14 protein-coding genes and 1 pseudogene are annotated in these 14,048 nt (G+C 72.9%); 8 read left to right on the forward strand and 7 right to left on the reverse strand.

The window, feature by feature from the left end; all coding sequences use genetic code 11:
- The first annotated feature begins 19 nt into the window (after positions 1–19).
- Genes BG482_RS27435 through mtnB form a run of 3 tightly spaced genes read left to right on the forward strand, consistent with a single transcriptional unit; the run spans position 20 to position 1,955 of the window.
- The gene (locus tag BG482_RS27435) at positions 20–619 is read left to right on the forward strand and encodes an acireductone dioxygenase (protein WP_069771834.1); all 600 of its coding nucleotides are present in this window, start codon (positions 20–22) and stop codon (positions 617–619) included.
- A complete protein-coding gene (gene mtnC / locus BG482_RS27440) occupies positions 616–1,350 on the forward strand; it encodes an acireductone synthase (protein WP_069771835.1) in 735 nt (244 codons plus the stop codon). The genes BG482_RS27435 and mtnC overlap by 4 nt, the downstream gene beginning before the upstream one ends.
- Positions 1,347–1,955 carry a methylthioribulose 1-phosphate dehydratase gene (gene mtnB / locus BG482_RS27445; RefSeq protein WP_069771836.1) on the forward strand — a complete coding sequence of 203 codons (609 nt, stop codon included), beginning with the start codon at positions 1,347–1,349 and terminating at the stop codon, positions 1,953–1,955. Before mtnC ends, mtnB begins: the two co-directional genes overlap by 4 nt.
- 103 nt (positions 1,956–2,058) lie before the next feature.
- Here mtnB and mtnA read toward each other — a convergent pair whose 3' ends face one another.
- Complete coding sequence (gene mtnA / locus BG482_RS27450; RefSeq protein WP_069771837.1) at positions 2,059–3,090, reverse strand: S-methyl-5-thioribose-1-phosphate isomerase; 1,032 nt, start codon at positions 3,088–3,090, stop codon at positions 2,059–2,061.
- 305 nt (positions 3,091–3,395) lie between these two features.
- On the opposite strand from mtnA, the gene BG482_RS27455 reads away from it, so the two are divergent.
- The gene (locus BG482_RS27455) at positions 3,396–4,067 is read left to right on the forward strand and encodes a FadR/GntR family transcriptional regulator (protein WP_069771838.1); all 672 of its coding nucleotides are present in this window, start codon (positions 3,396–3,398) and stop codon (positions 4,065–4,067) included.
- Positions 4,068–4,383: 316 nt separating this feature from the next.
- Positions 4,384–5,319 (forward strand): PAC2 family protein, encoded by a 936-nt coding sequence (locus BG482_RS27460; RefSeq protein WP_069771839.1) that lies wholly within the window; start codon positions 4,384–4,386, stop codon positions 5,317–5,319.
- A gap of 165 nt (positions 5,320–5,484) precedes the next feature.
- On the opposite strand, the gene mshC is transcribed toward BG482_RS27460, so the two are convergent.
- From mshC to BG482_RS27480, 4 genes are all read right to left on the reverse strand, one after another.
- Positions 5,485–6,714, reverse strand: a complete 1,230-nt coding sequence (gene mshC / locus BG482_RS27465; protein WP_069771840.1) for a cysteine--1-D-myo-inosityl 2-amino-2-deoxy-alpha-D-glucopyranoside ligase — start codon at positions 6,712–6,714, stop codon at positions 5,485–5,487.
- 149 nt (positions 6,715–6,863) lie between these two features.
- A complete protein-coding gene (locus BG482_RS27470; RefSeq protein WP_079142215.1) occupies positions 6,864–7,697 on the reverse strand; it encodes an SCO1664 family protein in 834 nt (277 codons plus the stop codon).
- Positions 7,661–8,251, reverse strand: a complete 591-nt coding sequence (locus BG482_RS27475) for a DUF3090 domain-containing protein (RefSeq protein ID WP_069771842.1) — start codon at positions 8,249–8,251, stop codon at positions 7,661–7,663. Before BG482_RS27475 ends, BG482_RS27470 begins: the two co-directional genes overlap by 37 nt.
- Before the next feature lie 111 nt (positions 8,252–8,362).
- Positions 8,363–9,049, reverse strand: coding sequence for a histidine phosphatase family protein (locus tag BG482_RS27480; protein ID WP_069771843.1), 687 nt, complete (start codon positions 9,047–9,049; stop codon positions 8,363–8,365).
- 62 nt (positions 9,050–9,111) lie between these two features.
- On the opposite strand from BG482_RS27480, the gene corA reads away from it, so the two are divergent.
- On the forward strand, positions 9,112–10,107 hold the full coding sequence (gene corA, locus BG482_RS27485) for a magnesium/cobalt transporter CorA (RefSeq protein WP_069771844.1): 996 nt from the start codon (positions 9,112–9,114) through the stop codon (positions 10,105–10,107).
- Positions 10,108–10,171: 64 nt separating this feature from the next.
- Here the strand turns inward: corA and BG482_RS27490 are convergent, their stop codons facing one another.
- A complete protein-coding gene (locus BG482_RS27490) occupies positions 10,172–10,960 on the reverse strand; it encodes a hypothetical protein (protein WP_069771845.1) in 789 nt (262 codons plus the stop codon).
- 299 nt (positions 10,961–11,259) lie between these two features.
- Positions 11,260–12,315 carry an LLM class F420-dependent oxidoreductase gene (locus BG482_RS27495; protein ID WP_069771846.1) on the reverse strand — a complete coding sequence of 352 codons (1,056 nt, stop codon included), beginning with the start codon at positions 12,313–12,315 and terminating at the stop codon, positions 11,260–11,262.
- A gap of 200 nt (positions 12,316–12,515) precedes the next feature.
- Between BG482_RS27495 and BG482_RS27500 the strand changes: the two genes are divergently transcribed.
- Together BG482_RS27500 and BG482_RS27505 are read left to right on the forward strand one after the other, a co-directional pair.
- On the forward strand, positions 12,516–13,502 hold the full coding sequence (locus BG482_RS27500; protein WP_069771847.1) for an aldo/keto reductase: 987 nt from the start codon (positions 12,516–12,518) through the stop codon (positions 13,500–13,502).
- Positions 13,499–14,048, forward strand: a pseudogene (locus tag BG482_RS27505) (DNA helicase RecD); the annotation flags it as partial. The gene BG482_RS27500 and the pseudogene BG482_RS27505, both read left to right, overlap by 4 nt.

Genomic DNA, 14,048 nt, shown 5'->3' on the forward strand with positions numbered 1-14,048 from the left:
GACCTCTGGAGTTGCTTCCATGACGCTGCTGACGACCTGGTCCGAGTCGGGCCCGGAGACCCTGGTGCGCCGCACCTGCGACCCCGCCGAGATCGCCGAGGCGCTCAGGCCGCTGGGCGTGCGGTACGAGCAGTGGCCGATCCGCGAGGACGTGCCCGCGGACGCCGACAGCGACACGGTGTTCGCCGCCTACGGCCCGGAGATCGAGAAGCTGAACGCCGAGGAGGGCTTCACCACCGTCGACGTCCTCGGCCTGCACCCCGGCGACGACCCGGAGTTCCCGGCGAAGGCGAAGGCCGCCCGGGCGAAGTTCCTCCAGGAGCACACCCACGACGACGATGACGAGGTCCGGTTCTTCGTCTCCGGCTCCGGCGTCTTCTATCTGCACGTCGGCGGCGAAGTGCACGCCGTCTTCTGCGAGAAGGGCGACCTGCTCGGCGTCCCACGGGGCACCACCCACTGGTTCGACATGGGCACGAACCCGTCGTTCACGGCGATCCGCTTCTTCCACGAGGAGGACGGCTGGATCGGCAACTTCACCGGCTCCCCCATCGCCGCCCGCTTCCCCGACTACGACACGATCGCCGCCGGCTACGCGGCCGACCGGGACGCCGCGTGAGCCTGCGGGAGCCGGCGTTCGACGTGGACGCCGTGGTGCTCGACATCGAGGGCACCACGAGCGCCACGGGCTTCGTCGTCGATGTGCTGTACCCGTACTCGCGCGCGCGGTTCGCCGAACTGCTCGCCGAGCGGGCCGAGGAGCCCGCGGTGGCGCGGGCGATCGCGCAGGTGCGGGAGCTGACGGGTGAGCCGGACGCCGATGCGGCCGCGATCGAGAAGACGCTGAACGCCTGGCTGGACGACGACCGCAAGGCGACGCCGCTGAAGACCCTGCAGGGCATCGTCTGGTCCGAGGGCTTCGCGCGCGGCGACCTGGTCTCGCACTTCTACGACGACGTCGTCCCGCGGCTGCGCGCCTGGCACGCGGCCGGACTGCGGCTGTACGTCTACTCGTCCGGGTCGGCGGCCGCGCAGCGGGCCTGGTTCGCCCACACCCCCGAGGGCGACCTCACGCGGTTGGTGAGCGGCCGGTACGACACCGAGAACGCCGGTCCCAAGCAGGAGCCGTCGTCGTACCGCCGCATCGCCTCGGCGACCGGAACGGAGCCGTCCCGGCTGCTGTTCCTGTCCGACCGGCGGGGCGAGCTGGACGCGGCCCGCGAGGCGGGCTGGCACACCGTCGGCGTCCGGCGGCCGGGCGAGCCGTACTTCGAGCAGGGAGTCGGCGACCACGCACAGGCGGGGTCGTTCGACGAGATCACCGTCGGCACCACCGGGAGTACCGCATGACCGCCGAGATCACCGCACCGGACCTGGAGGAGGCGGGTGCGGTCCTGGCCGCCGAGTCCGCCCGGTTCGCCTCCTTCGGCTGGATGCGCGGCACGTCCGGCAACCTGTCGGTCGTCCTGACGCGCGAGCCGCTGCGGCTCGCCGTCACCGCGAGCGGCCACGACAAGGGCGAGCTGACGCCCGCCGACGTGGTGCTGGTGGACGGACAGGGCGCCGCGGTGCACGGCGGCCGGCCGTCCGCGGAGGCCGAACTGCACGCGCGCGTGGCCGCGCTGACCGGCGCGGGGGCCGTGGTGCACGTCCACACGGTGGCGTCCGTGGCGCTGGGGCACCGGCACCCGGGCGGGATCGTCTTCAAGGATCTGGAGATGCTCAAGGGCGTCGGCCAGCCCGCCCACGACGTCGAGGTGACGCTTCCGGTCATCGCCAACAGCCAGGACATGAAGGTGCTCGGCGACCGGCTGGAGGCGGCCCGCGACCCGCGGATGCCCGCCGTGGTCGTGGCCGGACACGGCCTGTACGTATGGGGCGACGACCCGCGTCGGGCCCGCCACCACACCGAAGTGGTCGAGTGGCTCCTGGAGTTGGAGCTCACCCGCCGCTGAGCGCCGGACGCCCGACGCGCGGACGCCCGGCGCGCGGACGCCCGACGCGCGGGCGGGGGCCGGGCGGGTCGGCCCGCGTGAGCCGGCCCGCCCGGTCGGACGCTCAGCGCATCCGGTCGCCGGGCAGTTCCCCGGCGGAGACCTCCAGGACGCCCCGCTCGGTCACCAGGCCCGTCACCAGGCGGCCCGGCGTGACGTCGAAGGCCGGGTTGTGGCCGCGGGAGCCGGTCGGCGCCGTGCGCACGCCAGCCCACTCCACCACCTCCTCCTCGCCCCGGAGTTCGATGTGGATGTCGGCGCCGGTCGCCGTGGCGAGGTCGACCGTGGCCGTGGGCGCGGCCACCAGGAACGGGACGCCCGCGTCGGCGCAGGCGAGAGCCACGCCCACGGTGCCGACCTTGTTGGCCGTGTCACCGTTGGCCGCTATGCGGTCGGCGCCGACGACGGCCGCGTCGACCTGGCCGCGCAGGATCGTCCCGGCCGCCGCCCCGTCGGCCTGGACGTAGTGCGGGATGCCCTCCTGGACGAGCTCCCAGGCGGTCAGACGCGAACCCTGGAGCAACGGGCGGGTCTCGTCGACGTACACCACCTCCAGCCGTCCTCTCGCGTGCAGTTCACGGATGACGCCGAGGGCGGTGCCCCAGCCCGCGGTGGCCAGCGCGCCGGTGTTGCAGTGCGTCAGGACGCGCAGCGGGCGGTCCTCACCGACCCGCTTCAGCAGCCAGTCCGCGCCGGCCGCACCCATCGCGCGGTTCGCCTCGACGTCCTCGCGCTGGACGGCGGCCGCCTCCGCCAGGACCGCGTCGAGTCCCTCGGCGAAGCGGGTCATGACCCGGTCCACGCACACCATGAGGTTCACCGCCGTCGGACGCGCCTCGCGGACGCGGGCGACGGCCGCGCGCACCTCGCCCTCGGACCAGCCCTCGCGCGCACCCTGCAGCAGGGCGATCGCCACGCCGTACGCGCCCGCCGCGCCGATCGCGGGGGCGCCGCGCACGACGAGTCGCCGGACGGCGTCGACCAGGGTGTCCACATCGCGGACGTCCACGATCTCGGTGCGATGCGGCAGCAGCGTCTGATCGATGAGCGCCAGACCGTTTCCGGTCCAGTCGACAGCACGAAGTTCCTGGGACATAAAGGGACGCTCCTGGTGTTCCGGCGGCGTCAGCCACGGTACCTGACCTGGGGAACCACAGTTCGAGTCGTTCGAAGCCGCGTTCGGGGCGGCCGGGGATCCGACCGCCCGCCCCGGACGCGTCCACCCACCGAGACGTGGACCGGTGGCGGCGACGGACGCCGGGGACCGCCGGGGACGGCCGGGGTACCCGACGGTGAGGCGGTGGAGCGGTGATCGCGGACCTGGAGGCAGTCCGCCGGTCTGGCCTCATAATGGCCACTGAGACATCGGATGTCTCGGCGTTGAGCGACAGGAGGACGGACATGGCAGTCACCGACGAGGCGATCGAGCGGATCAAGGGCATGATCGTCTCGGGTGCGCTGCGCCCCGGGGACCGGCTGCCCAAGGAGAGCGAGCTGGCCGCCGAGCTGGGCCTGTCCCGCAACTCGCTGCGCGAGGCGGTGCGCGCCCTGTCGCTGATCCGGATCCTGGACGTACGGCAGGGCGACGGCACGTACGTGACCAGCCTCGACCCCCAACTGCTCCTGGAGGCGCTGAGTTTCGTCGTGGACTTCCACCGCGACGACACCGTCCTGGAGTTCCTGGCGGTGCGCCGCATCCTGGAGCCGGCCGCGACGGCGATGGCCGCGCTGCGCGTCAGCGAACAGCAACTGGACGCGCTGGAGTCCCAGTTGGACAAGCTCGGGGCCTCTCCCTCGGTGGAGGAACTGGTCGCCGGCGATCTGGAGTTCCACCGGGGCATCGTGCAGAGCGCCGGCAACTCGGTGCTGTGCTCCCTGCTCGACGGACTCTCGGGGCCCACCACCCGGGCCCGGATCTGGCGCGGGCTGACGCAGGAGGACGCGGTCTCCGGCACTCTGCGCGAGCACCGGGCGATCCTCGCGGCCCTGCGCGACCGCGACGCGGAGGCGGCGCGTTCGTGGGCGACCGTGCACATCGCGAGCGTCGAGCAGTGGCTGCGGTCGTCGCTGTAGGCCGATGACGGCGAACACGGCACGCGGCGGCCCGGGGACGTGAACTCGGAGCGGCGGTGCGGTTCTCCGCGCCGGTCCCGGTCGCGGACGGCGCCGCGTGGGGCGCGGCCTGCGCGGGCGGGTGACGGTCGGCGCGCGCGGGCCCCGCCGCGGGGGCTTCCAGGATCGGCGACAGATCCGATCACCGCGGGGTGTTCCGAGGTGGCGAACGGGGCAGTGATCCGGTCACTCCCCCGCGCAAGGGGGCTGCGGGCGCCCCCGCAGAACGCCGTAAGGTTGGGTGGTCAAGCGAGGGCACGTCGGAAGGAGGCGCTGGGTGATCGAGCTCGAGGGGGTTCCCGAGCTGATCGACCCGGTCATGGTGGCCGCGTTCGAGGGCTGGAACGATGCCGGCGACGCCGCCTCCACCGCGGTCGCGCACCTGGAGCGGGAGTGGAAGGGCGAGGTGTTCGCGGCGCTGGATGCCGAGGACTACTACGACTTCCAGGTGAACCGCCCCACGGTGTGGATGGACGCCGGCGTGCGCAAGATCACATGGCCCACGACAAGGTTGTCGGTCGTCCGGGTGGGCGGTGACAAGCCACGCGACCTGGTGCTCGTGCGCGGCATCGAACCGTCCATGCGCTGGCGCTCGTTCTGCAACGAGCTGCTGGGCTTCGCGCACGAGCTGGGCGTGGAACTGGTGGTCATCCTGGGCGCGCTGCTCGGCGACACCCCGCACACGCGTCCGGTTCCGATCAGCGGGACCACGTCGGACGCCGATCTGGCGCAGCGGATGGACCTGGAGGAGACCAAGTACGAGGGCCCCACGGGCATCGTCGGCGTCCTGCAGGAGGCGTGCACACACGCGGGCGTGCCCGCGGTGAGCCTCTGGGCGGCGGTGCCGCACTATGTCTCGCAGCCGCCGAACCCCAAGGCGACGCTGGCCCTCCTCAACCGCCTGGAGGACCTGATCGACGTGCGCATCCCGCTGGGCGAACTGCCCGAGGACGCGCGGGCCTGGCAGGTGGGCGTGGACCAGTTGGCCGCCGAGGACACCGAGGTCGCCGAGTACGTGCAGACGCTGGAGGAGGCGCGGGACACCGCGGAGCTGCCGGAGGCGTCGGGCGAGGCGATCGCCCGCGAGTTCGAGCGCTACCTGCGGCGGCGGGACGGCGGCGGGCCGCCCGATCCCGGGGAGCGCACCCGGCCCCCCAAGCCGCCGAAGCCGAGCGGGGAGACCCCGGACGACAGCGATTCGTCGGACGACTGAGCGGGCCGGACCGGACGGCGAGCGCACGGAGACGACGCTCCCTCAGTCGCGCTTCCCGCGCGGAAGGACGGACAGGCAGGCGGCCTGTGGGGCCGTGCGAGCGGCGAAGGGGCGCCTCCCGGGATCGGGGGGCGCCCCTGTCATCGCTCTGGACCGGGCCGACGGCTAGAGGGCCACGCCCAGCAGGGCGTCCACGGCCCGCGAGACGACGCCGGGGGCGCCGATGTCGGTGCCGCCCGTCTCCTGCTGGAGCGCGGCCCAGCGGTCGACGGCGGCCAGCGCGGCGGGGGCGTCGAGGTCGGCGGCGAGGGCTTCGCGCATCTCGGCGACGAGCGTCTCGGCGGGCGGTCCGTCGGGCCGCGAGACGGCGGCGCGCCAGCGGCCGAGGCGGGCCTCGGCGTCCGCCAGCACCTGGTCGGTCCACTCCCAGTCGGCGCGGTAGTGGTGGGCGAGGAGGGCGAGCCGGATGGCGGCGGGGTCGACGCCGTCCTGACGGAGCGTGGAGACGAAGACGAGGTTGCCCTTGGACTTGGACATCTTCTCGCCGTGGAGGGCCACCATGCCGGCGTGGACGTACGCCTTGGCCATGGGGAACTCGCCGGTGAGGGCCTGGGCGTGGGAGGCGCCCATCTCGTGGTGCGGGAAGGCGAGGTCGGAGCCGCCGCCCTGCACGTCGAAGCCCATCCCCAGGTGGTCGAGGGCGATGGCCACGCACTCGATGTGCCAGCCGGGCCGGCCGCGGCCGAGCGAGCCGCCGTCCCAGCTGGGCTCGCCCTCGCGGGCGGCCATCCACAGCATGGGGTCGAGCGGGTTCTTCTTCCCCGGGCGGTCCGGGTCGCCGCCGCGCTCGGCGGACAGCAGCCGCATGGTCTCGGCGTCCAGGTTCGCGACCTTGCCGAAGTTCGGGTCGGCCTCGACGGAGAAGTAGACGTCGCCGTCGAGTTCGTAGGCGGCGCCCGCGTCCCGCAGCCGTTCGACGAGCGGCACGATGCCGGGTATCGCCTCCACCGCGCCTATGTAGTGCTGCGGCGGGAGCATCCGCAGGGCCGTCATGTCCTCGCGGAAGAGGGCCGTCTCCTTCTCGGCGAGGGCGACCCAGTCGACGCCGTCGCGTTCGGCCCGCTCCAGGAGCGGGTCGTCGACGTCGGTCACGTTCTGGACGTACTGAACCTGCCGCTTGGTGTCGAGCCACACGCGCTGAACGAGGTCGAACGCGTTGTAGGTCGCCGCGTGACCGATGTGGGTCGCGTCGTACGGGGTGATGCCGCAGACGTAGATACGGGCGACGGGACCGGGGTCGAGGGAGACCGTACCGCCGGTCGCGGTGTCGTGGATCCTCAGGTCGCGGCCCTGACCAGGCAGGGCGGGGACCTCGGAAGCGGGCCAGGCATGCATGTCATGAGCGTAACCGGAGGGAAGTTGCCTGTACGAACCGGAGCGGACCAGATGGCCGGGAAGGCGCTCTTGCGGGTTTCCCGCCGGTGTGCCGGACGACCCACCGGCGGGCCATGGCCGGCGGGCCCGGACCTGCGCCGGGCCGGTCCCTAGACCGGCGGCCAGGGGATCGCGGGCCACTCGCCGCTCGGCTCCGGATGGGTCCCGGAGTCGAGCAGGGCGCCGGTCCGCGCGCGGGTGGCCTCGAGTTCGGCGGGGGTGATGAGCCCGCTCAGCACGGCGGCCAGCCGTCCGCCGGGTTCCAGGGCGCTCCTGAGGCCCTGGAGGACCTCGACGGCCTCGGCGGTCAGGGGCTCCCCCGCCCAGCCCCACAGGAGCGTGCGCAGCTTGTTCTCGGCGTTGAAGGTGACGCCGTGGTCGATGCCGTACAGGCGGCCGTCGGCGGTGGGCAGCAGATGGCCGCCCTTGCGGTCGGCGTTGTTGATCACGGCGTCGAGCACGGCGAGCCGGCGCAGGCGTTCGTCGTCGGCGTGCACCAGCAGCGCGGTCCGGCCCTGGCCGACCTCGGCGAAACCGATCGCCTTCCAGCCGGGCTCGGGCTCCTCGCCGTCCACCAGGGCGAGCAGTTCGGTCTCCGGGGCCGTCTCGACCCACAGCTGGCACATGCCCTCGCCGTGCGGCCCGTCCCGCAGCACGGTGGGCGGGACGAGGCCCCAGCCGGTCGCCTCGGAGACCTCGTAGGCGGCGACCTCGCGCTGGGCGAGGGTGCCGTCGGGGAAGTCCCACAGGGGCCGCTCCCCGGCCACGGGCTTGTAGACGCAGACGGCCTCACGGCCCTCGTGCGCGACCGTGCAGTACAGGGCCGCGTTCGAGGCGCCGCGGATGCGTCCGCGGACCGTGAGCCCGCCGTGGGCGAGGAGGTCGGCGAGGGCCGGGTCGGTGGTGGTCACGCTCCCCGGCGGTATCCGTTCTGGCGCGGACATACGTGTCCTTCCGGGTCGAGCGGCAGGCTGCACAGCGGGCACGGCGGCCGGCCGGCGTTGACGACGTCGAGAGCGCGCTTGGCGAAGGCCCGCGCCTGTGCGCCGGTGAGCCGGACCCGCAGCATCGGGGGCCCGTTCTCCTCGTCCTGCAGGAGTTTCTCCTCGGCCTCGGCGAGGTCCTCCTCGGAATCGGCCTCGAGCTCCACGAGGGCCTGGGCCTCGACGATCATGCGCTGTTCCTCGCCGTCCCAGGCGAGTGCCATGGTGCCGACCCGGAACTCCTCCTCGATCGGGGTGTCGAGGGGGGCCGTGTCGCTGTTCTCGGCGGGCGACACGGCGGGCACCATGGCGCTGCCGCCGCTACGGCGTACGACCTCGTCCAGCAGTTCGTCCATGCGCTCGGCGAGCGCGGCGACCTGGGTCTTCTCCAGGGCCACGCTGGTCACTCGACCGCCGGCGGTGGCCTGGAGGAAGAAGGTGCGGCGCCCGGGCAGCCCGACCGTACCGGCCACGAAACGGTCCGGGGGGTCGTAGAGGAACACCTGACGGGACACGTCCTGTCTCCATGGGAATCGTGGGTCATCGTGGTTCTGGGAACGAGTGGGGGAACGTCCCTGCGGGTACGCGCGCGTTTGCGGACCGCTTCACCCTACTGCGGCCGACGATCACGGTGCGCCCGCACCGCCCCCGACCGGGGCGTCCCCCGTGGGCGGCTCCTCGCGCGGCGCCAGGGAGGCGAGATCGCCGGTGTCGCCGAGACGCACGAGAAAGGGGCGCAGCCGGGTGTAACGGATCGCGGTGATGGAACAAGGCTCCACAGAGATCCGCTGGAAGAGGTCGAGATGAAGTCCGAGTGCGTCCGCGACGAGCGACTTGATGATGTCGCCGTGCGAGCACATCAGATACACGGCGTCCGCGCCGTGGTCGCGCTCCACGCGCGCGTTCCACTCGCGCACCGCCTCGGCGGCGCGGGTCTGCATGGCCCGCAGGGACTCGCCGCCCGGGAAGGCGGCGGCGGAGGGATGCGTCTGAACGACCTCCATCAGGGGCTCGTCCATCAGCTCGGCGAGCTTGCGCCCGGACCATTCGCCGTAGTCGCACTCCCCGATCCGCTCGTCGGTGTGCGCGCGCAGTCCGGGGCGGGCGTCGAGAAGGGGGCCCAGCGTCTCGTGGCAGCGTTGCAGGGGGCTGGTGACGACCTCCGCGATCGGCAGCGCCGCGAGCCTGCCGGGCAGCGCGGCGGCCTGTGCGGCTCCGCGCTCGTCGAGGGCGACGCCGGGCGTCCGGCCGGCGAGCACTGCGGAGGTGTTGGCGGTGGACCGGCCGTGCCGGACGAGGATCAACGTGGGCATGCGGCCCAGGGTAGGCGTACACGCGTGTGCGCCGGTGAGCACCGGAAGGGAGAGCGCGCCCAGTGATCGTGGACTGCGCCATCTACCGTGAAGGACGTCGTATGGAGGGTCCCGAGGACTTCTCCGACGCCGTGGACGAGGCGCGTGCCGGGGGCGGCTTCGTGTGGGTCGGGCTGCACGAGCCCACCGAGAAGGAGTTCGACCTCGTCACGCGGGAGTTCGGACTGCACCCGCTCGCCGTCGAGGACGCGCTCAAGGCCCACCAGCGGCCCAAGCTGGAGGTGTACGACGACTCGCTGTTCCTGGTGTTCAAGCCGGTCGTCTACGAGCCGGAGAGCGACGCGGTCTCCTCGGGCGAGGTGATGGTCTTCCTCGGCGACTCGTTCGTGGTGACCGTCCGGCACGGCGAGGGCGCGTCGCTGGCCGCCGTGCGGCACCGGCTGGAGGACGAGCCCAAGCTGCTCGCCAAGGGACCCACCGCGGTGGTGTACGCCATCGCCGACGCCACCGTGGACCACTACCTGGACGTGGCGACGGAGCTGCAGACCGACCTGGAGGAGCTGGAGGCGGAGGTGTTCTCGCCGGACGGCGGCGGTTCGCGCCACACCGCGTCGCGGATCTACACCTTCAAGCGGCAGATCCTGGAGTTCCGCCGGGCCACGGGCCCGCTGGCGCCGCCGCTGACCCGGCTGGCGGGGGGCAGCGCGACCAGCCCCGGCGTGCCGTTCGTGAACGACAAGGCGCGGCCCTTCTTCCGGGACGTGAGCGACCACCTGACGCGCGTGAACGAATCCGTCGAGGGGCTGGACCGGCTGGTGACGGACATCCTCTCGGCGCATCTGGCGCAGATGAGCGTCCGGCAGAACGACGACATGCGGAAGATCTCGGCGTGGGCGGCCATGGCCGCGGTCCCCACGATGATCGCGGGGATCTACGGCATGAACTTCGATCACATGCCGGAGCTGCACTGGGTGTGGTCGTACCCGGCGGTGATCGTGGTGATGGGCGTGCTGGAACTGCTGTTGTTCCGGCTGTTCAAGCGGCGCGGCTGGCTGTAGCACCGGCCCCGGCCGGTCGTCGGCCGGTCCTGGAACGGCCACGGCGGCTCAGGCGCAGGGCGGCTCAGGCGTACTCGGGGGCCGCGGTGGCGGGGCCGCCGAGCGCGTCGCGGCGTTCGGGCGTCTTCAGGGAGACCATCCGCCGCCAGCCGGCGAACCGCTCCCACGCGTACACGGCGTGGATGCCGGCCGCCAGGACGGCCGAGCGCGCCCTGGACCAGCCGAGGATGCGGCCCATGTGGGCCATGACGGCCAGGCTGACGTCGCGGTAGACGCGGATCTCGGCGAGCGCGCACGCCCGCAGGGTCCGCTGGATGGCCGGTCCGTGCCCCGCGCGGGCGAGGCGCAGCAGTTCCTCGTGGCAGTAGGCGAGGTGGTTGTCCTCGTCGTCGGCGATCATCCTGACCGCGCGGCCGATGTCGGGGTGGACGGCGAAGTGCCTGCGCAGCAGGGCCATCTGCTCGGCGGCCCGCTGTTCGGTGACGCGGCTGTGGGAGAGGTAGGTGACGACGTCCTGCACGGTGAGGGTCCGCTCGGCCCTGAGGCGGTCGTGGGAGAGGCCGATGCCGCCCCGTTCCAGGAGCATCGTGTAGTCGGTGTCGGGCGGGACGGGCACGGGGGCGAGGCCGCGTCTGCGCATCAGGGCGGTGAAGATCCGCCCGTGCTTGTCCTCGTCGGCGCCGTGACGGGCGATCTTGGGGGCGAGGGGGCGTTCGCTCGGCGGGACGAGCGCGGCGATCCGGGCGTTCTCCCAGCCCCCCTGCGACTCGCCGCCGGCCGCGATGGAGCAGAAGAGGGCGAAGGACTCGTCGTCGTCGATGATCTCCTGGAACAGACTCTTGACCGAAAGCATCGTGGGGCCTCTCTCCGCACCGCGCAGGATTCCGCAACATCTCGCAACGTTCCGCAAGGAACGAGTCAAATGCGGCCCGTCAGGCGCTGCAACAGCAGTGTCGGGAGACTCCGCCGAAAGAGGGACGACGACAGTCGGCCAGGGAGCGTAACCGCGCGTCGCGCGGCGCGTTGTTCCCCGTGACGGCCGTGGCGGGGAAGACCCCCGAGCCCCCACCACGGCCGCTGAAATCCCTCGCCGCGCCCCTTCGCCGCAATTCCCTCGCCGCGATCCCTCTGCGCGACTCCTCTGCCGCCCGGCTACGCCAGGCCGGCCAGCTCCGCGGCCTGCACACCCGCCCGCAGCGAGGCGAGACGCTCCTCGAGGGCGAAGCCCGCGGGAGCCAGGGTGAGGGTGGTGACGCCGGCGGCCGCGTAGGCCTTCATCCGGTCGGCGATCCGCTCCACCGAGCCCAGCAGGGTGGTGCGGTCGATCAGCTCGTGGGGAACGGCGGCCGCCGCGCCCTGCTTGTCGCCGGACAGGTACTTGTCCTGGATGTCGGCGGCCGCCGCCTCGTACCCCATCCGCTGCGCGAGCTGGTTGTAGAAGTTCTGCTTGCGGCTGCCCATGCCGCCGACGTAGAGCGCGGTGTACGGGCGGAAGGTGTCGGCGAGCCGCTCCACGTCCTTGTCCTCGCCGAGCGCCAGCGGCAGCGTCGGGCAGACGTCGAAGCCCTCCAGGGTCTTGCCCGCCTTCTCGCGTCCGGCCCGCAGATGCCCGATCGCGGTGTCCTCGAGGTGGTCGGCGGAGGGGAAGATGAGCAGCGCGCCGTCGGCGATCTCGCCGGTCTGCTCCAGGTTCTTCGGCCCGATCGCCGCGATGTACAGCGGGATGTGCTCGCGCTCGGGGTGCACGGTCAGCTTGATCGGCTTGCCCGGACCGTCCGGCAGCGGCAGCGTCCAGTGCTCGCCCTCGTACGACAGCCGCTCACGCGTCATCGCCTTGCGGACGATCTCGACGTACTCGCGGGTGCGGGACAGCGGCTTGTCGAACTTGACGCCGTACCAGCCCTCGGAGACCTGCGGTCCCGAGACGCCGAGACCGAGACGGAAGCGGCCGCCGGAGAGCGAGTCGAGCGTGGCGGCGGTCATCGCGGTCATGGCGGGCTGACGCGCGGGGATCTGGAAGATGGCCGAGCCGACGTCGATCCGCTCGGTCTGGGCGGCGACCCAGGTGAGCACGGTGGCCGCGTCCGATCCGTAGGCCTCGGCGGCCCAGCAGACGGCGTAGCCGAGGCGGTCGGCCTCCTGGGCGACCGCGAGGTTGTCGCCGTCCATTCCGGCACCCCAGTAGCCGAGGTTGATCCCGAGCTGCATGGCCGATCCCCTTACTGATCAGTAACGACGCTGTTGCGCAGACCTTAGCGCGGGGGGCGCGGGGCCGGGAGGGCGGTGTGGCGAGGGTCGCGTGGACCGGCTCCGGGGTCGCGGCCTGCGGGGAACCCGGTTCGCCGTCCCGGAACCCGGTTATCCACAGGCAACCCAATGCCCGGTTCTGGCCAGTAATCTCGGCGTCCATGGAGCAGAGGCATCTCGGCCGCACCGGCCTGCGCGTGTCCCGCATCGGGCTCGGCACCCTCACCTGGGGACGCGACACCGACGAGCACGACGCCGCGGACGTCATGAAGACGTTCTGGGAGGCGGGCGGGACCCTCGTCGACACGGCCGACGTGTACGGCGACGGGGACGCCGAGTACCTGCTCGGGCGGCTCATCGAAGGGCTGGTGCCGCGCCGGGATCTGATCATCTCGACGAAGGCGGGCAGCGTGCCCGACCCGGACCGGCGCTTCGACGGTTCACGGGGCCACCTGCTCGCCGCTCTCGACGCCTCCCTCTCCCGGCTGGGCACGGACCACGTCGACATCTGGCAGGTGCACGCCTTCGACCCGGACACCCCGCTGGAGGAGACCCTTCAGGCTCTCGACATCGCCGTCGCCAGCGGTCGCGCCCGGTACGCGGGCGTCTCCAACTTCTGCGGCTGGCAACTCGCCAAGGCGGCCACCTGGCAGCTCGCCGCGCCGGGCGGCCGGACGCGCCTGGCGGCGACGCAGATGGAGTACTCGCTGCTGCAGCGCGGCATCGAGCGCGAGGTGCTGCCGGCCGCACGCGACCTGGGCATCGGGCTGCTGCCCTCCTCCCCCCTCGGCCGAGGCGTCCTCACCGGCAAGTACCGCAACGACGCCCTGCCGCCCGACTCGCGCGGCGCGTCGGAGCACTTCGCGCCGTTCGTCGAGCCCTACCTCGACGACACCGCGAGCCGGATCGTCGACGCCGTGTCGACCGCGGCGGACGGGCTGGCGGTGACACCGTTGCAGGTCGCCCTGGCCTGGGTCCGCGACCGGCCCGGCGTGGCCGCCCCGATCGTCGGCGCGCGCAACGCGCAGCAGCTCACGGCGGCTTTGTCAGTGGAGGCGCTTAGTCTTCCTGACGAGATCTGCCGGGCCCTCGACGATGTGTCGGCGCCCGTGCACCGCTATCCCGATCACGACTGGAGCACGCTGTGAGCACGGAGCCGGATTCCCCGCAGAGCACGGAGAACGCCACGACGGCGGAGCCGGAAGCCGCCGAGGAGCCCGGGACGCCGGTGGCCGCCGGACCGGCACAGCCGGGCGCAGCCGACGCCGAGGACGCGAATGCCGGGACGGCCACGGCCACGGACGGGGACGGGGACGGGGACAGTCCGGAACATGCGGACGAGGCTGCTGGGGGCGCGGGCGACGCGGGAGCGTCCAAGGCCGACGGCAGCGATGCCAGCGCCGGCGGTGCCTCCACGGCCGCGGAGACCGCCGAGGCGGAAGCCGCCGCGCAGCTCTCCGAGGCGCAGGCCGAGCTCGCCGCGCAGAAACTGGAGCGCGAGCGGATCGAGCGGCGCAAGGCCGAGAAGGCGGCGCCCATCGCCGCCGGGGCCAAGCTCAGCGGGAAGGCCGCCGACCTGCTGGCGGCGGTACGGGCCGTGGAGGGCGGGGCCACGCCCCCGGCCGCCGTCTTCGGCGAGGAACCCGCCCCCCGCCGCCCCGCGCCGGAGCCGGTCCGGCGACCGCAGCCGGCGC

This window comes from Streptomyces sp. LUP30, from assembly GCF_001746365.1.
Taxonomy (GTDB): Bacteria; Actinomycetota; Actinomycetes; order Streptomycetales; family Streptomycetaceae; genus Streptomyces.